This window comes from Micromonospora globbae (assembly GCF_036184225.1).
GTDB lineage: Bacteria > Actinomycetota > Actinomycetes > Mycobacteriales > Micromonosporaceae > Micromonospora > Micromonospora globbae.
Genome location: NZ_CP108084.1, coordinates 4,841,919 through 4,865,729, shown reverse-complemented (window position 1 = coordinate 4,865,729; position 23,811 = coordinate 4,841,919). Strand labels below are relative to the sequence as shown.

General features: G+C 73.0%; 19 protein-coding genes and 2 pseudogenes. 10 read left to right on the top strand and 11 right to left on the bottom strand.

Annotated elements, in window-relative coordinates:
* Positions 1-9: 9 nt before the first annotated feature.
* Positions 10-963, bottom strand: a complete 954-nt coding sequence (locus tag OG994_RS21910) for a sensor histidine kinase (RefSeq protein WP_328850823.1) — start codon at positions 961-963, stop codon at positions 10-12.
* 127 nt (positions 964-1,090) lie between these two features.
* Positions 1,091-1,570, bottom strand: a complete 480-nt coding sequence (locus OG994_RS21905; protein WP_204985171.1) for a MarR family winged helix-turn-helix transcriptional regulator — start codon at positions 1,568-1,570, stop codon at positions 1,091-1,093.
* Positions 1,571-1,704: 134 nt separating this feature from the next.
* On the opposite strand from OG994_RS21905, the gene OG994_RS21900 reads away from it, so the two are divergent.
* Both OG994_RS21900 and OG994_RS21895 read left to right on the top strand, forming a co-directional pair.
* Positions 1,705-3,993, top strand: coding sequence for an LLM class flavin-dependent oxidoreductase (locus OG994_RS21900; protein WP_328850822.1), 2,289 nt, complete (start codon positions 1,705-1,707; stop codon positions 3,991-3,993).
* Positions 3,990-4,898: an LLM class flavin-dependent oxidoreductase gene (locus OG994_RS21895; RefSeq protein WP_328850821.1), complete on the top strand. Its 909-nt coding sequence runs from the start codon at positions 3,990-3,992 to the stop codon at positions 4,896-4,898. Before OG994_RS21900 ends, OG994_RS21895 begins: the two co-directional genes overlap by 4 nt.
* Positions 4,899-4,955: 57 nt before the next feature.
* On the opposite strand, the pseudogene OG994_RS21890 reads toward OG994_RS21895, so the two are convergent.
* From OG994_RS21890 to OG994_RS21875, 4 genes and pseudogenes are all read right to left on the bottom strand, one after another.
* Positions 4,956-6,217 (bottom strand): annotated as a pseudogene (locus OG994_RS21890) (RNA polymerase sigma factor).
* Positions 6,218-6,229: 12 nt separating this feature from the next.
* On the bottom strand, positions 6,230-6,562 hold the full coding sequence (locus OG994_RS21885) for a YciI family protein (protein WP_120327788.1): 333 nt from the start codon (positions 6,560-6,562) through the stop codon (positions 6,230-6,232).
* Positions 6,563-6,652: 90 nt separating this feature from the next.
* Positions 6,653-9,775: an isoleucine--tRNA ligase gene (gene ileS / locus OG994_RS21880; protein ID WP_328850820.1), complete on the bottom strand. Its 3,123-nt coding sequence runs from the start codon at positions 9,773-9,775 to the stop codon at positions 6,653-6,655.
* Positions 9,776-10,243: 468 nt separating this feature from the next.
* Entirely contained in the window at positions 10,244-11,275 is a 1,032-nt protein-coding gene (locus tag OG994_RS21875) for an aldo/keto reductase (RefSeq protein ID WP_328850819.1), read from the bottom strand.
* 123 nt (positions 11,276-11,398) lie between these two features.
* Here OG994_RS21875 and OG994_RS21870 point away from each other — a divergent pair, with 123 nt between their 5' ends.
* The 3 genes from OG994_RS21870 to OG994_RS21860 all read left to right on the top strand — a co-directional run bounded on the left by OG994_RS21870 (position 11,399) and on the right by OG994_RS21860 (position 13,682).
* Complete coding sequence (locus OG994_RS21870; RefSeq protein ID WP_120327785.1) at positions 11,399-12,031, top strand: TetR/AcrR family transcriptional regulator; 633 nt, start codon at positions 11,399-11,401, stop codon at positions 12,029-12,031.
* 175 nt (positions 12,032-12,206) lie between these two features.
* Complete coding sequence (locus OG994_RS21865; RefSeq protein WP_192902103.1) at positions 12,207-12,815, top strand: ArsR/SmtB family transcription factor; 609 nt, start codon at positions 12,207-12,209, stop codon at positions 12,813-12,815.
* 108 nt (positions 12,816-12,923) lie between these two features.
* Positions 12,924-13,682 carry an SRPBCC family protein gene (locus OG994_RS21860; RefSeq protein ID WP_120327784.1) on the top strand — a complete coding sequence of 253 codons (759 nt, stop codon included), beginning with the start codon at positions 12,924-12,926 and terminating at the stop codon, positions 13,680-13,682.
* An 84-nt stretch (positions 13,683-13,766) separates the two neighbouring features.
* Here the strand turns inward: OG994_RS21860 and OG994_RS21855 are convergent, their stop codons facing one another.
* Together OG994_RS21855 and OG994_RS21850 are read right to left on the bottom strand one after the other, a co-directional pair.
* Positions 13,767-14,441: a response regulator transcription factor gene (locus OG994_RS21855; RefSeq protein WP_328850818.1), complete on the bottom strand. Its 675-nt coding sequence runs from the start codon at positions 14,439-14,441 to the stop codon at positions 13,767-13,769.
* Complete coding sequence (locus OG994_RS21850; RefSeq protein ID WP_328850817.1) at positions 14,432-15,721, bottom strand: sensor histidine kinase; 1,290 nt, start codon at positions 15,719-15,721, stop codon at positions 14,432-14,434. Before OG994_RS21850 ends, OG994_RS21855 begins: the two co-directional genes overlap by 10 nt.
* Positions 15,722-16,149: 428 nt before the next feature.
* On the opposite strand from OG994_RS21850, the gene OG994_RS21845 reads away from it, so the two are divergent.
* Positions 16,150-17,364, top strand: coding sequence for an alpha/beta hydrolase (locus OG994_RS21845; protein WP_328850816.1), 1,215 nt, complete (start codon positions 16,150-16,152; stop codon positions 17,362-17,364).
* A gap of 150 nt (positions 17,365-17,514) precedes the next feature.
* On the opposite strand, the gene OG994_RS21840 is transcribed toward OG994_RS21845, so the two are convergent.
* The 3 genes from OG994_RS21840 to OG994_RS21830 form a co-directional block, all read right to left on the bottom strand.
* Entirely contained in the window at positions 17,515-19,329 is a 1,815-nt protein-coding gene (locus OG994_RS21840; RefSeq protein WP_328850815.1) for a glycoside hydrolase family 15 protein, read from the bottom strand.
* Positions 19,330-19,416: 87 nt separating this feature from the next.
* Complete coding sequence (locus OG994_RS21835; RefSeq protein WP_328850814.1) at positions 19,417-19,893, bottom strand: hypothetical protein; 477 nt, start codon at positions 19,891-19,893, stop codon at positions 19,417-19,419.
* 509 nt (positions 19,894-20,402) lie between these two features.
* Positions 20,403-21,284: an AraC family transcriptional regulator gene (locus OG994_RS21830; protein WP_328850813.1), complete on the bottom strand. Its 882-nt coding sequence runs from the start codon at positions 21,282-21,284 to the stop codon at positions 20,403-20,405.
* A 167-nt stretch (positions 21,285-21,451) separates the two neighbouring features.
* Here OG994_RS21830 and OG994_RS21825 point away from each other — a divergent pair, with 167 nt between their 5' ends.
* From OG994_RS21825 to OG994_RS21810, 4 genes and pseudogenes are all read left to right on the top strand, one after another.
* Complete coding sequence (locus tag OG994_RS21825) at positions 21,452-22,207, top strand: class I SAM-dependent methyltransferase (protein ID WP_328850812.1); 756 nt, start codon at positions 21,452-21,454, stop codon at positions 22,205-22,207.
* 418 nt (positions 22,208-22,625) lie between these two features.
* Positions 22,626-23,033: a hypothetical protein gene (locus OG994_RS21820; RefSeq protein WP_328850811.1), complete on the top strand. Its 408-nt coding sequence runs from the start codon at positions 22,626-22,628 to the stop codon at positions 23,031-23,033.
* Positions 23,034-23,100: 67 nt separating this feature from the next.
* A pseudogene (locus OG994_RS21815) lies at positions 23,101-23,345 on the top strand (ISL3 family transposase); the annotation flags it as partial.
* Entirely contained in the window at positions 23,314-23,634 is a 321-nt protein-coding gene (locus tag OG994_RS21810; protein WP_328850810.1) for an NPCBM/NEW2 domain-containing protein, read from the top strand. The pseudogene OG994_RS21815 and the gene OG994_RS21810, both read left to right, overlap by 32 nt.
* Positions 23,635-23,811: the final 177 nt, after the last annotated feature.

The window sequence follows — 23,811 nt, the reverse complement described above, 5'->3', positions numbered from 1 at the left end:
CGCCGCCGGTCAGTGCGGGTTGCCGGCGGTGAGGCGCAGCGTGAAGCCGGCGGCCCCCCGCTGCAGGCTCACGTGGTTGCAGGACTGGTAGGTGATCCAGAGGCCCAGGCCGCCGGTCACCCCGGTGCCGGCGGGGAGCAGCCCGGCGAACGGGTCCTTCGGGCCGTCACCGCAGTCGCTGACGGTGGCCACGATCCGGTCGGGGCCGGTCCAGAGGCGCAGCCGGACCGGGGGGCATCCGTGCCGCAGCGCGTTGCTGACGGTCTCGCTCACGGCGACGATCAGGTCGTCCACGTCGTCCCGCGGCAGCACGCCGCGGCCCACGGCCTCGACGGCGGCGCGGGCCTGCGCCGCCGTCGGGTCGGTGAGTTCCACCAGCGGCGGCGTCGCCTGGAGCGGGTCGGGCGGCGCGGCGCGCTCCTCGCGCAGGTAGACGGCGGGCTCGGTGTACGCGGGGCTGGGTGGGTGCCGGCCGTCCGGCGTGGCGAACCGCGGATGGGTGCGGGCGACCTCGTCGAGGACGTGCGGCGGGGTGGTGCGGTTGTCGTACGCGCACATGCTCCAGAGCGGGTAGTCGTCGTACGCGTGGTTGATCGCCGACTCGTACCGTGCCCACCAGTCCCAGGTGGCGCCGAACGCGACGGGGGGCAGTTCCCCGATGATCCGGATCTGGGCGGCCCCGGCGGCCGTCCGGTCGGCGAGCAACCGGCGGTAGGAGCGGATCGCGGCGGTCGGGCGGGCGTACATGCCGCTGCCGCTCAGGAACTCGACGCCGGAGCCGGCGGGCAGGGCGCGCCGGACGAGGTCGGCGGTGCGCTCGCCGAGCGCCACGAACGTCGGCTCACCCGCCTCGATCCCGCCGCGCAGGAACGGCACCACGACGGCGAGGAACTCCTCGTCCGAGTCGTAGCGGACCGCCTCGTGGAAGTAGCCCTGGTGCCCGGCGGCGGCGCCCGTCCTCATCCGGCCACCTCCACGGTGGGCCCGATCGGGTCGTCACGGACCGAGCAGACGTGGCCGTGCGGTGTCGAGGCGCGCACGTGCCGGGTCACGCCCTGTGCCTCATGCCGGCAGTCTAGGCACAACCGGGTCACGGCGCCTCGGCCGGGCAGTTCTGGTGCAGCCGAGCCAGCACGGCCGTTCCGGCCTCGTGCAGGGCGTCGAGTTGGGCGGGGGTGAGCGCGTCGAGGAAGAGTTCGCGCACCCGGGCGGCGTGGGCCGCGGTGGCGGCGCGGATGGCGGCGAGGCCGGCGTCGGTGAGTCGCACCGTCGCGGCGCGGCCGTCCTCCGGGCACTCGTCACGGGCGACCAGGCCGCGCTGCTCCATCCGGCGGATCTGGTGTGCGAGGCGGCTCTTCTCCCACTGGAGTTCCTGGCGCAGCGTACGGGCGCGCAGGGCGTGCTCCGGCGCCTCCTCCAGCGCGGCGAGCACCTCGAAGTCCGGTTCGGAGATGCCGGAATCCTGCTGGAGGGACTGGTTGAGGGCGAGCGCGAGCTGGTCGCGCATCCGGCGGAAGGTGCGCCAGACCTGCTGCTCGCGCTCGTCGAGCCGAGTTACCGATCCGCCCACACGGCCAGCGTAGTTCGGCTGGCACGACCGGGCCTGTCGGGAAGAATCCGGGTCCGGCGGGGATGACGAGGCTCACACGCGGGTGGGACGCCGCGGCCGTATTCTGGTTGACGTATCAACCTTTGGGGGAAGTCGTGACTGCTAACTACGGCCACCGGCTCGAGTTCGGCACACTCGTCACGCCCGTGGCCACGTCGCCCGCCACGCCGGTGGCGCTCGCGCGGCGCAGCGAGGAACTGGGGTACGACCTCGTGGCCTTCCGGGACGACCCGGACCAGCCGGCGCACCTCGACATCTGGACACTGCTGGCCTGGGTGGCCGGGCGGACCGAACGGATCCACCTCGCCGCGAGCGTGCGCAGCGTCCCGCTGCGCTCCCCGGCGGTGCTGGCCCGCTCCGCCGCCAGCCTGGACCTGCTCTCCGGCGGCCGGCTGGAGCTGGCCCTCGGCGTCGGCGACGCCCCGGAGGCCGTCGAGGCGATGGGCGGCCCCCGGCTCGACCCGCACCAGGCGGTCGAGTCCGTCGGCGAGGCCCTCGACGTCATCCGGGACATGCTGGACACCGACCGGCAGGACGCCCTCCGCTACTCCGGTGCCCACCACCGCCTCGCCGGCGCCGAGCGCGGTCCGCTGCCGGCGCACCACATCCCGTTCTGGCTCGACGGGGACGACGGCCGGTTGCTGCGGCTCGTCGGGACGAAGGCCGACGGGTGGCTCGCCACGCTCGACCGCACGGGACCGGACGGCCTCCGCGCCGGGAACAAGATCATCGACGAGGCGGCGCGGGAGGCGGGCCGCGACCCTGCCGAGATCCGGCGGCTCGTGACCATCTCCGGTGTCTTCGCCGACACCCGCCGGGGCTTCCTCGACGGGCCGCCGGCCGCGTGGGTCGAGGACCTGCTGCCGCTGGTCGTCGAGGACGGCGTCGGCACCCTCGTCGTCGCGACGGACGACACCGGGACGATGGAGAGGTTCGCCCGCGAGGTGGTTCCCGCACTGCGCGAGGCGGTCGACCGGGCCCTGCCCGCGCCGCTGCCGCGCACCGTGGGACGCAGCGCCGCCGTCCGCGCCAAGCGGCGTCCGGGCATCGCGTACGACGAGGTGCCGGCCTCGCTGGCCGACACCGCCGTGGAACCCGGTGACGTGGCGTACGCCCGGGTCCGGTCGAACTACCTGCGCGGCGGCGCGCCCGGGCTCGTCCTGCGCCCGCGTACCCCCGCCGAGGTGGCCGACGCGCTCGCGTTCGCCCGGGCGCACCGGCACCTGCCGTTGGGCGTCCGCAGCGGCGGGCACGGCATCAGCGGGCGCTCCACCAACGACGGCGGCATCGTGATCGACGTCGGCGCGCTGAACGAGATCGAGGTGCTCGATCGGGCCACCCGCCGGGTGCGGATCGGCCCCGGCGCGCGGTGGATGGACGTGGCCGCCGCGCTGCACCCGTACGGCTGGGCGCTCACCTCCGGTGACTACGGCGGCGTGGGCGTCGGCGGCCTCGCCACCGCCGGCGGCGTCGGCTGGATGGCGCGCAAGCACGGCCTGACCATCGACCACCTGCGGGCCGTCGAGATGGTCCTCGCCGACGGCACGCGGGTGCGGGCCAGCGAGACCGAGAACCCGGACCTGTTCTGGGCGGTACGCGGAGCCGGCGCGAACTTCGGCGTGGTGACCGCGTTCGAGTTCGAGGTCGACGAGGTGGGCCCGGTCGGCTGGGCGCAGTTCGCCCTCGACGCCAGCGACCCGGTGGGCCTGCTGACCCGGTGGGGGGCCGCGGTCGAGGCGGCGCCCCGCGACCTCACCAGCGCGATCATCATGGGCCCGCCCCGGATGGGCCAGCCGCGGGTGGCGCAGGTGATGGCGATGGTCGACTCCGACGACCCGGAGACGATCGTCCGGCAGCTCCAGCCGCTCGCCGACGTCGCGCCCGGCTACGACCAGCAGGTGGTGCTCACCTCGTACGCGTCGGTGATGGCCAACGCGACCGACGGCCCGCACCACGGTCAGGGCGAGCCCATCACCCGCTCGGGCTTCGTCGACCACATCACGCCCGACTTCGCCGAGGCCGCGGCCCGCCTGCTCGCCAGCGGGGTGGTCTACTTCTTCCACATCCGCTCGGTCGGCGGGGCGGTCAACGACGTGGCGCCCGACGCGATGGCCTGGAGCCACCGGGGGGCCAACTTCCACGTGACCGCGTTCGGGCGGCACCGCGGACGGCTGGACGCGCTCTGGGACGAGCTTCTCGGGACGCACCAGCGCGGCCTCTACCTCAGCTTCGAGACCGACCCGCGCCCGGAACGCCTGCGCGACGCGTTCCCGCCCGCCACGCTGGACCGGCTGCGCGCCCTGAAGTCGCGGTACGACCCGGACCGCCTGTTCCACGACAACTTCGCCATCACACCCGACACCGCATCGAGGACGACGCCATGACCGACTACGGGCACGACCTGCTGTTCGGCACGTTCACGACGCCCGCCGCGCAACCCGTGCGGCACGCCGTCGACCTGGCCGTGCTGGCCGACCGCGCCGGGCTGGACCTGGTCACCTTCCAGGACCACCCGTACCAGCCGCGGTTCCACGACACCTGGACCCTGCTGTCGTACGTGGCCGCGCGCACCGAACGGGTCCACCTCAGCGGCAACGTGCTCAACCTGCCGCTGCGGCAACCGGCCGTGCTCGCGCGCGCCGCGGCCAGCCTCGACCTGCTGAGCGGCGGCCGGTTCGAACTCGGCATCGGCGCGGGCGCGTTCTGGGAGGCCATCGAGGCGATGGGCGGCCGGCGGCTCGCCCCCGGCCAGGCGATCACCGCCCTGGACGAGGCGATCCGGGTGATCCGCGAGGTCTGGGCCGCCGACCGGCCCGGCGGCGTACGCGTCGACGGCGACTTCTACCGGGTCGAGGGCGCCAAGCGCGGGCCCGCCCCGGCCCACCACGTCAACGTGTGGATCGGCGCGTACAAGCCGCGGATGCTGCGCCTCACCGGTCGGGTGGGCGACGGGTGGCTGCCCAGCCTCCAGTACCTGCCCGGCGGGCCGGCCGACCTGACCGCCATGAACGCGCAGATCGACGAGGCCGCCACGGCGGCGGGTCGGGAGCCGGCGCGGATCCGGCGGCTGCTCAACGTCGCCGGCCGGTTCGCGCCGACCGGCCGGGCGCTGCTCGACGGGCCGCCGGAGCAGTGGGCGGAGGACCTCGCCGGGCTGGCCCTGGAGCACGGGGTGAGCGCGTTCATCCTGGCCACCGACGATCCCGCCGCCATCGAGGTCTTCGCCGCGGAGGTCGCCCCGGCGACCCGGGAACTGGTCGCCGAGGAGCGCGCCCGCACCGCCGCCTGAGCGGAAGGAGGGGACCCTTCCCGAAGGGATCCCCTCCTGGCCCAGGCCCGCCCGGGCTCAGCGCTCGGGCGGCGCGACGGCGGCCAGCCGCCGGCGCAGGTGTGACCGCTCCGGCTCGGTACCGGCCAGCTCCAGCGCCCGGCGGTAGGCGTCCGCCGCCTCCGCGTCCCGGCCGAGCCGGTGCAGCAGCTCGGCCCGGGCCGCCACCCACGGGTGGTACGCGCGCAGCCGCGGTTCGCCCGCCAGCTCGTCGAGCAGCGCGAGGCCGGCCGCGGGGCCGTCGCGCATGGCGACCGCCACGGCCCGGTTCAACGCCACGACGGGCGAGGGGTTCAGCGCGAGGAGGACGTCGTACAGCGCCACCACCTGCGGCCAGTCGGTGGACGCCGCGTCGGCGGCCTCGTCGTGCAGCGCGGCGATGGCGGCCTGCACCCCGTACGGGCCGGGTGGACCGCCGGTCAGCGCGGCGACCGCCAACGCCTCTCCCTCGGCGATCATGTCCCGGTCCCAGCGCCCGCGGTCCTGGGCGTCGAGGAGCACCAGCTCGCCGTCCGGACCGGTCCGGGCGTCCCGCCGGGCGTGCACCAGCAGCATGAGCGCGAGCAGGCCGGTCACCTCCCGCTCGGCGGGGAGCAGCCGGTGGAGGATCCGGCCCAGCCGGACGGCCTCCTCGGCGAGGTCGAGCCGCTGGAGCAGAGGACCGGAGCTGGCGGCGTACCCCTCCGTGAAGATCGAGTACACCGCCTGGAGCACTCCCGGCAGCCGCCCGGGCAGCTCGTGCGGTTCGGGCACCCGGAACGGGATCCGTGCCTCACGATCTTCTTCTTGGCCCGGACCAGCCGCTGGGCCATGGTCGCGTTCGGCACCAGGTACGCCCGTGCCACCTCCTGCGTGGTCAGGCCGGCGAGGTAGCGCAGGGTCAGCGCACCGCGGTCGGCGGACGGCAGCGCCGGGTGGGCACAGGTGAAGAACAGGCGCAGCCGCTCGTCCGGCAGGCCGCCGTCGGCCTCCTCCGGCACCGCGCCGCCGGTCCGCTCCGCCTCCGCCGCGAGCAGGGCCAGCCGGGCGGCGTACGCCTGGTCGCGCCGGAGCCGGTCCACGGCCTTGCGCCGGGCCGTGGTGAGCAACCACGCCCCGGGCCGGGCCGGTACGCCCTCGACCGGCCAGTGCACCAGGGCCGCCTCGACCGCCTCGGAGGCGACGTCCTCGGCGAGGTCGAGGTCGCCGAAGCGGTGCACCAGTGTGGCGAGCAGCCGGCCGCGCTCCTCGCGGAACACCGCCTCGACCGAGGCGCGCGTGCCGGCGGCTCGCTCGTCCATCCCGACCTCGCCTCAGAACTCGGCGACCGGCCGCACCTCGACGGTCCCGCCGTCACGGGCGCCGGGGCAGCGGGCGGCCCAGTCGAGGGCCACGTCGAGGTCCGGCACGTCGATGACGTAGTAGCCGCCGAGGACCTCGCGGGTCTCGGCGAACGGGCCGTCGGTGACGGTCCGCTCGCCGGAGTCGTCGACCCGGACCGTGGTGGCCGTCGTCAGGTCCGCCAGCGAGTGCCCGGTGACGAAGATGCCCGCCTCCTGGACCTCCTTGTCGTAGGCCATCCAGTCCTCCACCGTGCAGGCGTTCTGCGTGTCGGTGGAACCGTAGATGAGCAGCATGTACTTCATGTCCGACTCCTGTCGTCTCCGTTGCCGTACGACCTGACGACGAACGGCTCCGGCGCGAATCGACAGGCCCCGCGGATTTTTCTTCCGCGGTCAGGACCGGCGGATCCAGAAGGTCAGGCCCAGCGACTCCTCCGTGAACGGCCGCGGGTCGGCCCAGGTCGGCTCGCCCTCGGCGCAGTCGGTGGCCAGCACCTCCTCGGCGACGAGGTCGCGGTGCTCGCGCAGCGCCAGCGCGGTCTCCTCCCGGTCGGTGCGGTAGCGCAGCTCGATCCGGTCGGTCACCTCCAGGCCGCTGGACTTGCGCGCCTCCTGGATCTGCCGGATCGCGTCCCGCGCCACACCGGCGCGGCGCAGCTCCGGCGTGAGGTGCAGGTCCAGCGCCACCGTCGCGCCGGCCTCGCTGGCCACCGCCCAACCCTCCCGCGGGGTCTCCGTCACGACCACCTCGTCCGGGCCGAGCGTCACGGTCTCGTCGCCCACCTGGACGGTCGCCGAACCGGTGTCCCGCAACGAGTCGCGGAGGGCGGCGGCGTCGGCCGCGGCGATCGCCTTGGCCACCTGCTGCACCGTCTTGCCGAACCGCCGGCCGAGCGTACGGAAGTTGGCCTTCGCGGTGGTGTCGACGAGCGATCCGCCGGCCCCGCCCACCGGGTCGACCGCGCCGACGTTGAGCTCGGCGGCCACCTCGGCGAGCAGCTCCGGCGACAGCTCCTCGAAGCCGGGAGCCGAGGCCAGCGCCCGCGACAGCGGCTGGCGGACCTTCATGCCGGAGTCGGCCCGGGCCGCCCGGCCCAGCTCGACGAGCCGGCGGGCGAGCGCCATCTGCCGGGACAGCGCCGGGTCGATCAGCGACTCGTCGGCCACCGGGTACGGCGCCAGGTGCACCGACTGCGGCGCCTCCGGGTCGACGACCACGACCATGTCCTGCCAGACCCGCTCGGTGATGAACGGCGTGAGCGGCGCCAGCAGCAGGGTGACGGTGGTGAGCGCCTCGTGCAGGGTGGCGAGCGCCGCCGGGTCACCGCGCCAGAACCGCCGCCGGCTGCGCCGGACGTACCAGTTCGACATGTCGTCGATGAACGCGGCGAGCAGCCGGCCGGCCTGGTGCGTGTCGAACGCGGCCATCGCCGCGTCGACCTGCTGGACCAGGGTGTTCAGCTCGGAGAGCAGCCAGCGGTCCAGCACCGGCCGGTCGGCCGGCGCCGGGTCGGCCGCCGACGGGGTCCACCCGGCCGTACGGCCGTAGAGGGACTGGAAGGCGACGGTGTTCCAGTAGGTCAGAAGGATCTTGCGGACGACCTCCTGGAGCGCCGTGTGCCCGACCCGCCGGGCCGACCACGGGGAACCGACCGCGGCCATGAACCAGCGCACCGCGTCCGCGCCGTGCTGGTCCATCAGCGGGATGGGTTCGAGGATGTTGCCCAGGTGCTTGGACATCTTCCGGCCGTCCTCGGCGAGGATGTGGCCGAGGCAGACCACGTTCTCGTACGACGACCGGTCGAACACCAGCGTGCCGACCGCCATGAGGGTGTAGAACCAGCCGCGCGTCTGGTCGATGGCCTCGGAGATGAACTGGGCCGGGTAGCGCTTCTCGAACAGGTCGGCGTTGCGGTACGGGTACCCGAACTGGGCGAACGGCATGGAACCCGAGTCGTACCAGGCGTCGATGACCTCGGGCACGCGGCGGGCGGTCTCGCCGCAGTGGCAGGCGAGGGTGACCTCGTCGATGAACGGCCGGTGCGGGTCGAGGCCGGTCACGTCCGTCCCGGTCAGCTCGCTCAGCTCGGTCAACGAGCCGACGCAGGTCAGGTGGTCGTTCGGGCAGCGCCAGATGGGCAGGGGAGTGCCCCAGTAGCGCCGCCGGGACAGTGCCCAGTCGACGTTGTTGTTCAGCCAGTCGCCGTAGCGGCCGTACTTGACGGTGGCGGGGTGCCAGGTGGTGCGCTCGTTCTCGCGCAGCAGCGCGTCCCGGATGGCGGTGGTCCGCACGTACCAGGACGGCTGGGCGTAGTAGATGAGCGCCGTGTGGCAGCGCCAGCAGTGCGGGTAGGTGTGCTCGTACGGGACGTTCTTGAAGAGCAGCCCGCGTAGCTGGAGGTCCTCGATGAGGGGCCGGTCGGCCTCCTTGAAGAACTTCCCGCCCACCAGCGGGATCTCCGGGGAGAACCGCCCGTTCGACTGCACCGGGTTCACCATCGGCAGCCCGTACGTCCGGGCGGTCGCGAGGTCGTCCGCGCCGAACGCCGGCGCCTGGTGGACCAGGCCGGTGCCGCTGTCCGTCGTCACGTACGAGGCGAGGACCACGAAGTGCGCGTCGGGCACCTCAACGAGGTCGAACGGCGGCCGGTACGTCCAGCGCTCCAGCTCCTTGCCCTTGAACGACTCGCCGGTCAGCTCCCAGCCGTCGCCCAGCGCGTACGCCAGCAGCGGCTCGGCGACGACGAGCTGCTCGTTGCCGTCGCTCGCGACCACGTACCGCACGTCGGGGTGCACGGCCACGGCGACGTTCGAGGGCAGCGTCCACGGGGTCGTCGTCCAGACCAGGAGGGCGGCGCGGCCGGCCAGGGGCCCGGAGGTGAGCGGGAAGCGGACGAAGACGGACGGGTCGACGACCGTCTCGTACCCCTGGGCGAGCTCGTGGTCGGACAGGCCGGTCTCGTCGCGCGGGCACCACGGCGCGACCCGGAAGTCCTCCACCAGCAGACCCTTGTCGAAGATCTGCTTCAACGACCACCAGACGGACTCGATGTACTCCGGGTCCATGGTCCGGTAGGCGTCGTCCATGTCGACCCAGTAGCCCATGCGCTCGGTCAGCTCGGCGAACGCGTCGGTGTGCCGGGTCACCGACTCCCGGCACCGGGCGTTGAACTCGGCGATGCCGTACTTCTCGATGTCCTGCTTGCCGGAGAAGCCGAGTTCCCGCTCGACGGCGAGCTCCACGGGCAGGCCGTGGCAGTCCCAGCCGGCCTTACGGGCGACGTGGAACCCCTTCATCGTCTTGTAGCGCGGGAACACGTCCTTGAAGACGCGCGCCTCGATGTGGTGGGCGCCGGGCATGCCGTTGGCCGTGGGCGGGCCCTCGTAGAAGACCCACTCCGGCCGGCCCTCGGACTGCTCCAGGCTGCGCCTGAAGATGCTGTTGGCGTGCCAGAAGTGCAGGACCTGGTGATCGAGGTCGGGCAGATCGACCTGGGTCGGTACGCTGCGGTACATCGCTCCTCCGTCGGCGCGTGTGCTGAAGCTCCGCCGGAGGGACGAGGCCGTGGCCCCGCGGTACCACCCTCCTTGACCGGTGTGCCGGCCCTCTCGTTTCGGGTGTGGTCGGTTCTACTCGGCCTCGCGGCCTTTCTTCCGACGGCTCCGGGGTGATCTTCCCGCCGCGCACGCCTCCGGGCTTCCACCATCCCCGGATCGCTCCTGGCTGCGTGCGACGGTACTCGTCCCCATCTACGCCTTCCGGACGCATCTTATCCCAGCCGGAGCGCGGGCCACGACGGTGACGCCGGGTGCCCGGCGTTCGGGCCCGCGGCCGGCGCGGCGGCCTGCCGGCCTGCGCGGCCCGCGGCCTGTCGCCGTGCGCGGCCGGTGGCCTGTCGCCCCGCGCGGCCCGTGGCCTGTCGCCCGCGCTGCCCGCGGCCTGCCGGCCGGCCGTGGACCCCCGGGCCCACGGCCGGGCGGCGGTCAGGCGTTCGGGTTGCGCACCGGCGCGAACATCTCGTGGATCCAGTTCGGGTACGCCGGGGCCTGCCGGCTGACCGCGTCCAGCTCGGCCAGGTCCTGCTCGCTCAGGGTGAGCCCGCTGGCCGCGATGTTGTCGGTGAGCTGGTCGGTCGTGCGCGCGCCGACGATGACGCTGGTGACGGCCGGCTGGGCCAGCAGCCAGGCGATCGCGACCCGGGGGATGCTCACCCCGTGCCGGCCGGCGACGGTACGCAGCACGTCGAGCACCTCGTGACCGCGCTCGCGGTCCACGGGCGGGAAGTCCTGCCCGCCCTCGGCCGTGCGGCGGGAGGGGCCGGTGGAGGCCCCGTCGCGGCTGATCTTCCCGGTGAGGAAGCCGCCGGCGAGCGGGCTCCAGACGGTGACCGCGAGGTTCTCGGCCTGCGCCATCGGCAGCAGGTCGCGCTCGACGTCCCGGCCGACCAGCGAGTAGTACGCCTGGACCGAGACGAACCGGTTCAGGTTCCGCAGCGCCGAGACGCCGAGGGCCTTGCTGATCTGCCAGGCGGCGAGGTTGGCGCAGCCGATGTAGCGGACCTTGCCCTGGTGCACCGCGTCGTCGAGCGCGGCGAGGACCTCCTCGAAGGGGGTCACGGGGTCGATGTTGTGCAGCTGGTAGAGGTCGATGTGATCGGTGCCGAGCCGGCGGAGGCTGGCGTCCAGCGCCCGCGTCACGTGCAGCCGCGACCAGCCGACGTCGTTGGGGCCGGGGCCGGTCGGGGCGTACACCTTCGTGGCCAGCACGACGTCGTCCCGCCGGTGCCGTAGCGCGTGGCCGAGCAGTTCCTCGCTCTCCCCGTCGCTGTAGACGTCCGCCGTGTCGATGAAGTTGATCCCGGCCTCGAGCGCCGTGCCGACCATGCGGTCGGTGTCCTCGCGGCCCAGCGCGCCCAGGGTGGAGTAGACGGGGTGGTTCGTGCCGCCGAAGGTCATGGCGCCGAGCGAGAGCTCGGAGACCCAGACGCCGGTGGGGCCGAGGAGTCGGTACTTCACGCTGACAGCTCCCTGCGTGGTGCGCGGTCGGGCCGCGCGTCGGTCAAGGTGTCGGACACTCTGTCGGACACTGTGTCCGGGCAAGCGTACCCAGGCCCATCGCGAGCTGCCTAGGATCGGGATATGCCTTCGATCACGCGACGACGCTCCGGCGGCGCCGACCGACGTCTCACGGTCGAGGCGCGGATCCTCGCCACCGCCGAACGCCTACTGAGCGAGGGGGAGACCTTCACCGAACTGGGCGTGCAGCGCCTCGCCCGGGAGGCGGGCGTCGCCCGGTCGACCTTCTACACCCACTTCGCGGACAAGTCGCAGCTCCTCATGCGGCTCGCGGGCTCGTTCAGCGCCGAGTCCTTCGAGGTGGCGGCGGCGTGGGAGCCGGGCGGGCCGGACGCGTTCGAGGGGTTGGTCGAGACGTTCCGGCAGATCATCGCCGTCTACCGGCGGCACGCCGCGGTGCTCGCCGCGATCACCGAGGTCTCCGCGTACGACCCGATGATCCGCCGGTTCTGGCACGCCCGGGTCGACCAGTTCGCGGCCCGTACCGAAGAGTTGTTGATCGCCGAGCAGCGGGCGGGCCGTGCTCCCGCCGACCTCGACCCGGTCATCGCGAGCCGCCTGATCGTGGTCGGCGGCGAGCGGTTCGTGGCCGACCACGTGACCAGCGACGACGGCAGCGGCGACGAGACAGCCGCCCGTGAGCTGGCCGCCACCTGGTGGTACGGCGTCTATCGCCGCCCCACCCCCAAACCCTGACGCCCCCGCGCTCTCTCTCCCCGCCGAACCCCCCGCGATCTTGCACTTTGTGCCCTCGTTTTGCGGCATTTCGGGTTTTTTGTCGGGGCCGAAACTGCAAGATCGCGGGTGCTGATCTCGCACCGACGAGATTTTTTGTCTTGACAAGAGGATTTGTCGGTAGGAGAGTCATGGCATGTTCGACATCGCAGTGATCGAGGACCCGGCGGCGGCCGAGGCGTCGCTGGACCCGATGCGGGCCCGGCTCCTCGCCGAGCTCGCCGAGCCGGCCTCGGCGACGATGCTCGCCGCCCGGGTCGGCCTGCCCCGGCAGAAGGTCAACTACCACCTCCGCGCTCTCGAGCAGCACGGCCTCATCGAGCTGGTGGAGGAGCGGCGCAAGGGCAACGTCACCGAGCGGGTCATGCGCGCCACCGCGGCGTCGTACGTGATCTCGCCCGCGGCCCTGGCCGCCGTGCGGCCCGATCCGGCCCGAGCGCCCGACCGCCTGTCGGCGCGGTGGCTGCTCGCGGTCGCGGCCCGGCTCGTTCAGGACGTCGGCGCCCTCATCACCGGTGCCGAGCGGGCGAAGAAGCGACTGGCGACCTTCACCGTGGACGCGACGGTGAGGTTCGCGTCGGCGAGCGACCGGTCCGCGTTCGCCGAGGAGCTGGCCGCCACTGTCGCCTCCCTGGTCGGCCGCTACCACGACGAGAACGCACCCGGCGGCCGCGAGCACCGCGTCGTGATCGCCCTGCACCCCAGCGTCAATCCGGCGACCACCGACGCCCCCGAGGAGTCCTGACCGCCCCCGGCACGGACCGACGTCCCGCCGGGGCCTGCCCGCCGGCCGTCCGGACCGGCACGCACCTTCGACCCGCCACCGACACCCGCACACGAAAGGTTCACCACGATGGGACACCACTTCGAGCTTCAGAAGGACATCGAGCTGGCCGCCACCCCCGAGGAGGTGTGGGACGCGATCGCCACGGGGCCCGGCATCGACTCCTGGTTCATGGGCCGGAGCGAGGTGGAGCCGCGTGAGGGCGGCCGGACCCGCTTCACGATGGCCGGCCAGACCGAGGAGGCGACGGTCACGTCGTGGGAGCCGGGGAAGCGGTTCGCGTACCGCAGCGACCCCGGGCCGGACGGCACGTTCATGGCACTGGAGTACCTGATCGAGGGGCGTGACCAGGGCTCGACGGTGCTGCGTATGGTCCAGAGCGGCGTGCTCGGCGACAACTGGGAGACCGAGTACGAGGCCATGAAGGTCGGCTGGGACATGTACCTCGGCACGCTCGCCGCGTACGTCGCCCACTTCGCCGGCCGCTCCGGCGCACCGGTCGCGGCGTTCCGTCCGGGCGCCGGCACCCCCGACCAGGTCTGGGCCGCCGTGGCCGGTGCCTTCGGCATCTCCGGCCCGGTCGCCGAGGGGCAGCGCGCCCGGCTCACCGTCGACGGCCTGCCCCCGATCGACGGCGTGGTCGACCTCGCCGGCCTGCCCACCTACTTCGGGGTCCGCACCGACGACGCGCTCTACCGGTTCCTGCACTCCGGCACCGACCGGGGCAACGTCCTGGTGCTCGGCCACCACCTCTTCGCGGCCGACCAGGACCCGGCGCGTGCCGAGCAGGCGTGGCAGGCGTGGGTGGACAACCTCGCCATCGGCTGAGTGTCGAGACGTGGGCGGCCGTCTCCCTTCCGTGGGAGGCGGCCGCCCCGGTGGTCGCTGGTCGGGCCGGTCGCGCGACTCGGCCTACCGCGGCGGTCCGCCGGACGGTTGCGTACGCAGGTAGGTGAGCACCGCCAGCACCCGGCGGTTGGTGTCGTCGCTCGGCAGCAGGCCGAGCTTGGTGAGGATGTTGCCGACGTGCTTGCCGACGGCCGCCTCGGTGACGTGCAGCGCCGCGGCGATGGCCGCGTTCGACCGGCCCTCCGCGATCAGCGCGAGCACCTCCCGCTCCCGGGCGGAGAGCGCGGCGAGGGGGTCGCGCGGGCGGTGCAGCAGCCGGCGTACGACGTCGGGGTCGACGACGGTGCCGCCGCCGGCGACGGTACGCAGATGCCCGACGAACTCGGCCACGTCGGCCACCCGGTCCTTGAGCAGGTAGCCGACGCGGCGGCCGTCCCCGCTGTCGAGCAGGGCGGCGGCGTACTCGGCCTGCACGTGCTGGCTGAGCACCACGACCGCGAGGTCCGGCCGCTCGTCCCGCAACGCGACCGCCGCGCGCAGGCCGTCGTCGCGTCCGCCGGGGGGCATCCGGATGTCGGTCACCACGAGGTCGGGGCCGTGCGTACGGGCGGCGTCCATCAGTTCCGGCGCCGAGCCGACGGCGGCCAGCACCTGGAAACCGAACCGGTCCAGCAGGCCGACGAGCCCCTCCCGCAGGAGGACCTCGTCCTCGGCGAGCACGACCCGGGTCACCGGCATGGCAGCTCCACCCGGACGAGCGTAGGTCCGCCCGGCGGGCTCGCGAGCAGCAACCGGCCGCCGGCGGCGCCCACCCGGTCGGCGAGGCCGGTCAGCCCGGTGCCCCGCGCCGGGTCGGCGCCGCCCCGGCCGTCGTCGGAGACCTCCACCACCAGCCGGTCGCCGGCCCGCGCGAGCCGCACCTCGGCCCGGGTCGCCGCCGCGTGCCGGGTCACGTTGTTCAGGGCCTCCGAGACCGCGTACCAGGCGGTCGTCTCGACGGTCTCGGGCAGGGGCCGGTCGAGGTCGGCGTGCACGGTGACGGGGATGGTGGCCTCGCCGGCCAGTTCCCGGACCGCCCCGGCGAGGCCGAGGTCGGTGAGGCTCTGCGGGCGGATGCCGTGCACGATCTGCCGGAGCAGGACCATGAGTCCCTTCGCCTGCTCGTGCGCCACCGCGAGCGGCCGGGCCGCGGGGGAGTCCTCGGGCACGTCGAGGCGGGCCAGGCCCAGTTGCAGGGTCAGGCTGGTGAGCCGGGGCTGGGCGGCGTCGTGCAGGTCGCGTTCGATGCGGCGGCGCTCGGCCTCGTAGCTGTCGACCAGGCGGGCCCGCGACCGCGTGACCTCCCGCAGCGCCGCCGTGTCGCCCGCGGATCCCAGCAGCCTGCGCGCCATCGCGGCCTGGGCCGCGGCGACCACCCCGAGGCCGTACCAGAGCACCGGCAGCAGCAGGACGCCCACGATGGCGTACGGGGCGGCCTCGGCCGGCGTGTCGACGGTGGACCAGACCACGATGACCTGGTCGGCGTCCCCGGCCAGCCACGGGCTGGCGACCAGCATGAGGTCGACGAGCACGAGCAGGAGGTACACCCAGTACGCGAGCGGCACCACGCTGCCCAGCAGCGCCGCGTACGCCGCCTCCCGCCAGGCGTCCGCGCTCGTGTAGCGGGCGGCGAGGCCCGACCAGGGCCGGGCCGGCACCGGCCGCCCGTCGACGACGCCGAGCCGCCAGCGTTCCAGCGCCGCCACCGCGGCGCTCACCAGCGGGGCCAGGGCCACCACGATGAGCGTCCCCACGGCCAGGAAGAGCGCGAGGGGCAGCGAGACCGGGCGGTCGTGCTGGCGGACCGCGTTGACGGCCGCCAGTAGGGGCGCGCCGACCACGAGCAGACCGACGGAAAGCACGCCGGCGATCGGGACGGTGGTCAGCACGTACGCCAGTGCCCGCCACGGCCACCAGGAGAGCAGGTAGCCGCGGTGGCGCAGTGCCGCGGCCAGGTGTGGAGGCTGAGCCGATGTCATGCGGCGACGCTATCGACGGCGGCGGCGCCGACCCAGCCCGCTGCGTCCACCATCGGGGTATGGCCACCCCTACCTTCCCGGCCCGCTGACCCGGCCCGTCCACCCGGTCCGGGCCCTGTCCTCGGGGCCCGGGCTACGCCGGCACGAACTCTGCACGACAGCTTGCGGAAGTGCTGTTCACACGCCGGTCGCGGGGCCGGGCGTTGGCACCTTCCAAAGTCGGAGGTCGGCCCTACCTAGGTGAGCGCCGGCGCGGCGCGCGGTCGGATGTCACCGGTCGGCCGGGCTGCGAGGCTCATCGGCATGAGGAACGACACGCAACCGACCGGCACGACCTGGACGATCCCGGGGCACACGGGCCGCGCGGTCACCGTCGCCGCGGGAGCGGCCTGCGCGCTCCCGGCCGTCGACGATCCCCGGGAGGCTCCGTGCCGGTCGGTTATCTGATCACCGTGGTGTTGGTCGCGATCGGCACGCTGTTCGCGCTGCGGCCAGTGCCGTGGTCGCGCCCGCTCGGCCGCGTCAGCTACTTCGCCGGCGTCGCCGCCAACGAACTGCCGTTCGCGGCCTTCTTCTGGATGCTGCTGCTCCCGACGGCGCTGGCGTTCGCCGAGGGTGACATCGACTCGGCGGGTGGTTGGGCGATCGTGGCCCTGGCCGCCGTGACCGCGACCGGGCTCGCGGTCGTCGCCTGTCAGGCGCTGGGCGAGCGGGACAGGATCAGACGCGCCTTGGACGAAGGGCTGGGGGCGGGGTGGCGTGCCGCCGTGGACGCCGACCTCGCCGCGGGACTGCGGCGCCGCCTTCCGCTGGCCCGCATCCTGCTCCTGCCCGTCTTCCGGCGCCGCCTGGACGTCCGGCGCGTGGCCAACCGCGCCTACGGCGACGCGGGCCGGCGCAACCTGCTCGACCTCTACCACCACCGCGCGCGCCCGCACGGCGCGCCCGTCATGATCCACCTGCACGGCGGCGGCTACTCCGGCGGCCACAAGAACAGCCAGTCGCTGCCGCTGCTCCACCGGCTCGCCAGCCAGGGCTGGGTGTGCGTGAGCGCCAACTACCGGCTCCGGCCACAGGCCCAGCATCCGGACCACCTGATCGACCTCAAGAAGGTCATCGGCTGGGTGCGGAGGCACGCCCACGAGTACGGAGCCGACCCCACGACGTTGTTCGTCGCGGGCAGTTCGGCCGGCGGACACCTGGCGGCGCTGGCCGCACTCACCCAGAACGACCCCGCCTTCCAGCCGGGCTTCGCGGACGTCGACACGTCCGTGAGCGGCGCCATCTGCCTGAACGCCTGGTACGGCCCCTACTACGGCCAGGGGCCCGAGTCCTCGCCGGAACCGCACATCACCGCGGACGCACCGCCCTTCTTCCTGGCGCACGGCGACAAGGACACGCTGGTCCGCGTGGCGGACGCCCGGCATTTCGCCCGCCAGCTCCGCCGGACCTCGGCCGCCCCCGTCGTGTACGCCGAGCTGAAGGGCGGGCACCACGCCTTCGACCTGTTCCACTCGCTCCGCTTCGAGGCCGTCGTCGACGCCGTCGAGGCGTTCACCGCCTGGGTGAGATCACGGGACAGGAACGCCGCAACCAGTCCGCTCGGACGTCCGCCGACCCCGCCTCGCCGCGGAGCCCGGTGACGAGGCCACTCCAGCCCCCGGTCAGGGCTGCACGCCAACGCACAGCGGCTCGCCATCACGTCCCTGACCGGGACCGGGGTGACTCCTGGTCCGGAAGCCACGGGCTCCGAAAGCCACGGGCCCGGAGGCCACGGGCCCGGCGATCCGGGATCACGGGCGCGGGGCGTCTCGAATCGCGAGCGCGGCCTGGACGAGCGCGGCGTGGGTGAGCGTCTGCGGGAAGTTGCCGAGATGGGCGCCGGTCGCGGGGTCCAGCTCCTCGGCGTAGAGGCCGAGCGGGGTGGCGTACTCGACCATTTCCTGGAACAGCTCGACCGCCTCGCGGTGGCGCCCCGTGCGGGCCAGGGCCTGCACCAGCCAGAACGAGCACGGGAGGAAGGCGGCCTCGCTGCCGGGGAAGCCGTCACGTCCCGGCGGGTAGCGGTAGAGGAGCGGGCCGCCGGCCGAGAGCCTGTCGCGGATGGCGTCGATGGTGCCGTGTACCCGGGGCGAGTCGATGTCGTCCATGTCGAGCAGCGGCAGGACGAGCAGGGCCGCGTCGAGGTCCGCGGAGCCGTAGCTGCGGACGTAGCTGGCCTGTGTCGGGTCGAAGCCGCGCGTCCGGACCTCGGCGGCGATGGCATCCCGCGCCGCCTGCCAGCGTCGCCGTTGACGATCCCGCAGCGGGTGGGTCTCGGCGATGCGCAGGGCCCGGTCCAGGGCGAGCCAACCCATGAGCTTGGAGTGGACGTGGTGGGCGGGTTCGCGGACTTCCCAGATGCCGGCGTCGGGCTCCTGCCAGCAACGGGCCACCACGTCGGCGAAGCCGCGCACCGCCCGCCAGGTCTCGCTGTAGAGGCGGTGACCGGCCTGCGCGAACGCCCAGGCGGCGTCGATCACCCAGCCGTACCCGTCGAGCTGGTGCTGGCCGGCGGCACCGTTGCCGACTCGTACCGGGACGCTGTCGAGATAGCCGGGCCAGCCGGGCAGCTCCCGCTCGGCCGGTACGTGGCGGCCGTGCAGCGTGAGCAGCGCCGGCAGGCGGGGCCGCTGCAACCGGCTGGCATGCAGCAGCCACGCGAGGAAACCGCGGGCCTCGTCGGCCTTGCCGACGCTGAGGAAGGCACTGACGCTGATGCTGGCGTCGCGCGGCCACACGTACCGGTAGTCCCAGTTGCGTACCCCGCCCGGATCCTCGGGCAGTGACGTGGTGGGCGCCGCCACCGGGGATCGCGAGGGCGAGTAGGTCAGCAGCCGCGTGGTCAGCAGGCTTCGGACGACGTGCTCACGGAAGGGCAGCGATTCGTCGATCCCGGCGGACCACTCCCGCCAGCGCTCCTCGTCCTCGCCGAGCAATGCCCAGGCGGCTGCCGGCTCGACGTGGACCAGCGGTTCGCGGTCGGCCACGGCCAGCACCAGGGTGACCGGACGGCCCGGTGTGACCGTGATCGAGGTGGGTCGACCCGGCTCGATGGCCAGCTCGGGCGAGCTGCGCAGCGAGACCGCCAGCGACCCCCACTGGCACACCAGGGCCCAGCGTCGCTGATCGACCCGGGGACGCCGGTGCCGTACGCCGAGGCGTGGATCGAACTCGATGACGGCGGCGACGGGCGCCCCCTCGGCCGACAGCCGCCGCACGAGCAGGGTTCCGGGCAGCAGACGGCCGCTGACCTCGGCCACCATGCCCTCGGTGAGGCCGAGGCGGCCGTCGCCCACCGTCCAGGTCGTCTCCACGGTGGCGGTGTGCTGCCGGTAGCGGCGCTCGACGGCAAGTACCGGCCCGGCCGGGCCGACCCGGAACGTTCCCGCCTCCGACCCCCCGACCAGGCGGCCGAACAGGGGCTCGCCGTCGAAGCGGGGGACGCAGAGCCAGTCGATCCCGCCGTCAGCGGCCACCAGGGCGGCGGTGCGCGTGTCACCCAGCAGCCCGTAGTCCGCGATCCCCATGGAGGATCGCGGACGCGCCACCAGGGGCTCACCGGTCATGACATCGCCTCCGGACGATCGCGCGCCGTCGGCCTCGGCATCCGCGGTGCGCTGGCCAGCACGTCCTCGTCGGGCCGGGAGAGCGGGTCACGTGGCGTCGAGGAGCAGTCCGAGGACGGCCCCGTAGAGGATGTGGACGACCACGGCGACCGTGGGAGTCTGGACGCCGTAGTTGACGGCGAACAGGCCGGGCGGCTCCAGCACGGCGGTGCTGGCGGGGCCCGCGCGCGGTGAGGCCATGCGCGGGTGCACACCCGGAAGCAGCGGCAGGATCACCGTGAGCGCGATGCCCACGTGGACCGCACCGAGCAGCGCCCCGATCCACCACGTGGCGCGGTGTAGCAGGGCGAACGTGGCGGCGTACCCGAGGGCGAAGCCCTGACCGATGCCCAGGTGCATGAGGAACCCGACGATCCGGGCCCGGTCGGGATCCTCGGTGACGACGGTCCCGAGCACCAGGGGAAAGTCGAGCCGGGTGAGGCCGGCCAGTTGCGCGGCAACGAGCGCCGCGGTGAGCGCCGTGGTGGCGACCAGACCAAACAACGCCCATCCGGCCCAGTCCATCTCAGCAGTGGCGGACGCCGCGGGCGTTCCCGGTCGTCACGGCGAGCGTTCCCCGGGACGCGCCGCGGGCGTCGGCGACGCCGGGTCTCCCGCGACCTGCGTCAACCGCGGCGAGGCGGCGAGCTGCCGAACGGCGAGCCGTCGGCGGGCACGCCGAGATCCTCTCGGTCAACGGTCCACCCTCCGTTCACAGACACGTCGTGTGGAGCGCGCACCCGCCCGAGATCAACGCACCACTTCCACCCAGTTTGTCACCATAAGCCCATTGGATCGGCGGCGTCGGTGGCTGGCGAGATCCCGCGCCGGACGCCGCAAGGGCCATTCCGGCCGGCGCACCTCGGCATTGACACCCGCGGCCCAGGCGCGGTCCGTCGAGTCGGCGACCTCGCCCATTGGTTCCCTGGCTATGACGGGTTCATTGCCGCCTTGGGACGCACTCTCATCGGCATGGCGAGTCGCTTACCGGCCATGGCGAGCGTCTGGACTGCGCCATGTGCGGGTAGCCACTGTCATGGCCATGCTCGCTGGGTGCGGCGCCATCGCTGAGGGGTGATGCCGTAGCGGTCGCGGAAGCGGCGGACGAGATACGTGGCGTCGCGCAGGCCGGTTTGGGCGGCCACGGCGTCGAGCGGCAGGTCGGTCTCGCGCAGCATTCGCCGGACCTCGGTCATGCGCCGTTCGGTGATCCATTCAAGCAGGGGGCGGCCGGTGCGCCGGCGGAGCACGGTCGTGAGGTGCCCCGGGGTGTAGCCGAGCGTGCGAGCGACATCGGCGGCGGAGACCGGTTCGCGGAAGGTTGCCTCGATCTCGGCGAAGACCCGCTCGACGAGTGGGTCCGGCGTGGCCGGAGCGCTGGCTGCCAGTCGCGCGGCCGCGACCAGAAGCCGGGTGAGCAGCGCGGCGACGGCCTCGGGGGCGCCGAGACGGCCAGGGTCGGCGAGTTCCTCGGCCAGGTCCGCCAGCCACGCCGACCAGTTGGCCCGGTCGGGCTCGGCGATCCGCCCGTGCCCCGCGCTGGAGGCGAACAGGGCGAGGAGGGGATGGTGCGTCCAGACCAGTGGGGAGACCGATCTCAGGGCGGGAACGGCGTCCGGTGTGAACGCTACCGACCACGCGCGACCGCGGGTGAGCTCGGCCATGGTCGCGACGCCGATGACCTGCCCGGGCGATACCGCGTGGACCTCGCCGGCGCGCAGCGGTCGTTCGGCACCGTCGAGGGTGAACGAGCCCATGCCCTCCTCGACGTAGACCAGGACGAAGAAGTCGTGGGCATGCCGGTGGTCCGGCAGGGGGCCGGAGTGGGCGGCTTCGGTGTCGAAGCGGGTCACCGAGACAGGAGGGAGGCCGGGGCGCTGCCGGTAGCGGTAGACCGGCGTCCCGTCGGCCCGCACCGTGCGTAGCCTCGATCGGATGCCCGGCGAGTCACTGACCGAGGAATGTCCCATGGCTTCCAACTTAAATCCTGCTCGGTAACCGCAGAATATCCAAGAATTGACGGTGACGACACCGAGTCTGTCACGGGCCGCCGCGGCAGACCGACACCGCGCAGGAGGCACCCATGGCAGCTTCGAACCGCGTACGCATCCTCGACCGGCGGACTCCGGAGGACCGGGACCGTCCGTTCCTGCCGGGCGCGCGAAAGAGCTGGCTTCTCCCGTTCTACGACGCCCTCACCCGGGTGGCTGGTGTCCGGGCACTGCACGAACGCGCGGTCGAGCTCGCCGGAATCGAGCCCGGCCAGACGGTGGTTGACGTCGGTTGCGGCACGGGCAACCTCTCGTTCGCTGTGCTCGCGGCCCAGCCGAGCGCATGGGTGACCGGCCTCGACCCCGACGGAGACGCCCTGCGCAGGGCAGCGCGCAAGGCGCGACGCCGCAACGTCGCTCTCACCCTCGTCCAGGGCTACGCCGACCGGATCCCCGCTGAGGACGCCTCGCTCGACCACGTGGTCTCGTCGTTGGCCCTGCATCACGTCGATGACGACGGTCGGATCGCGTTCGCGCGCGACGTGCTGCGTGCTCTTCGGCCGGGAGGAAAGGTCACGATCGTCGATTTCGGCGGCCCAGCTTCCCACCTTGAGGACCCTGGACAACCAACGCACCGCCATGGTGGCAGCCTTGTCCACGTCCTCCGGCATCTGACCCGCCTCAGGCCTTCCCGGGTGGCGCACAGCCCGGTCGTGGCACGCAACCACGGCGATGGCATCGTCAACCTCCTGGCGGACGCCGGGTTCGGCGACGCCCGGGAGATCGCGCACGCCGACCACAGGTTCGGCCGGATCACCTTCGTGCAGGCGACTCGCCCCTTGAGTTGAGCCTGATGGGCTTGTCGACCGGCCCAACCACGCCACGCCACGGCAAGTCCCAGTGCCACGTGCCGGTACCGCTTCGGCGTCCGCCGCCCAGGCGTCTGCGAACACGCCCGGCCCGCCCAGGCGCACCCGATCCGGGAACTCTCAGCATGGGGGAACCTCGTCCAATTTCTTCCCGTCCCGGCGCCTGCTCGCCTGGACCGCGCCGTGGCGCTCGCGGTGATCGTGAGCGCCCCGACCCTGCCGGCCCAGCTGCGACAAAGCCGAAGTCCACTCCCGCCGTCGTCGCTGGCCCGGTTGACGAGGATCTCAAACGGTGATGGTGTCCCCGATTGCATCGGCTGACGCTCGAGGGTGGCTGGGCGGCGGCCTGTGCATGTGGTTAGTCATTCGCTTGGAGGTCGTGACAGTTGAGTAAGGTGTGGATCTTGGTGCCATCGGCAATGCGGCCTGGCAGCACTTCCCGGAAGCCCGCGAGGACATCAAGGAGCTTCTCTGTGACGAACTTCAGCGAGCAATCGACGAAGATGAAACGCCGAAGCCAGTAGACGACTACGAGTATGTGATCCACGCTATTGGTCCCACGATATTTCACAAGCTGGGCGTGGTCGACATAGACCAAGATCTGGTCGAGCGTTTCTGCCTATTCTGTCGCGATGTGCTCAAGTACTCCGGCCCGGACAGGTTGAGCGTGTCCTACACGTTCAACATGTACGTACTTGACTCGCTCAACTCCCGAAGCATCGTCGACGTTGTGCGTCGGACCGATCCCGAACTGGTTGAACTCGTGACTCGCCGATACCCCGGCCGGTGGGCTGAAAACGACTAACCTCGGGCCCTTCGGGGAGGGCGTCGATCGGTGTCAGCACTTGGGCGCCAGCCGGCCTGGTGTCTTCTGGCACCCTGTCCGCGTGACCGACGTGCCACCGGAGGTGGTCGTGCGCCGCTACCGGTGTACCGGCTGCGGGCACGTGTAGCGGCAAGACACCACCCTCGCTGCCGAGCCTCGGGCCAAGTTGTCGCGTCGTGGGCTGCGGCGGGTGGCCGAGGGCAAGCGGGTGCTGATTGACGACGTCGGCCGGTTCGACAACGTGTTGGCGTCGGTGTCGATGAGCATGTGTGGCGCCACACCCGTCGCGGGCCTGGGCACCCACGCGCCGGGCGTGATCGACTACTTCCTCGGCTCGCGATGCAGCCCGTTCACCGGGACCGTCGGGATCGACGCCGAGGTCGGTGACCGGGGCCAGGTCTGCTTCGAGGCTTGGAACGGTGAACGGCTCGCCGAGGCCGAGGCCACCGGCGCGGGCGACGGCGTACCGCTGGACGTCCCGGTCGACGGGGTGGATCTCATCGAACTCCGAACGGAACCGGTTGACGGCCAGGACTACGACCACGCCGACTGGGCGATCCCGGTGATCACCTGCACCTGAGCCGTCCACGGCTGACCACCGGCGCGGCGGCAGGCTCCCGACCCGAGAGCCTGCCGCCGCTCCGTGCGCCCGTGCCCGCGTACGCCGGCCCTCATCCCGCGCGCCCGGGCCGGAGGCGACTTCGATGCGACGGCGATCACTCTCCGTGTTGTCGACCGGCTTTCGGGAAGGCGCCAT